This window comes from Geobacter hydrogenophilus (assembly GCF_018501225.1).
Lineage (GTDB): Bacteria > Desulfobacterota > Desulfuromonadia > Geobacterales > Geobacteraceae > Geobacter > Geobacter hydrogenophilus.
The window spans coordinates 1-202 of sequence record NZ_JAHCZI010000050.1 but is presented as its reverse complement, the minus strand read 5'-3'; the positions used below and the strand labels follow the sequence as shown (position 1 = coordinate 202).

Here is a 202-nt window from a genome sequence, read left to right as displayed (position 1 = left end):
GCGCTCGTGGTGATCAGGTAGCCGGTGACGCCGACGTTGTCGGTGGCGGTGAAGGAGCTGACCGCAACGGTGAGGCTCGTGGCGGTTGCCGGGAGGGTGAAGGCGCTCACGACAGGGACGGTGGTGTCGGGAAGGGTGACCGTCACGCTGGCGCTCTTGGCGAGCGAGACGTTCCCCGCCGCGTCCTTGGCCCAGGCGTAGA

At 68.8% G+C, this 202-nt stretch carries 1 protein-coding gene; it reads right to left on the bottom strand.

All coding sequences use genetic code 11. From position 1 onward, the window contains the following. Positions 1-202 (bottom strand): hypothetical protein (locus KI811_RS18485; protein WP_214187928.1); only part of this gene is annotated, 202 nt, incomplete at both ends.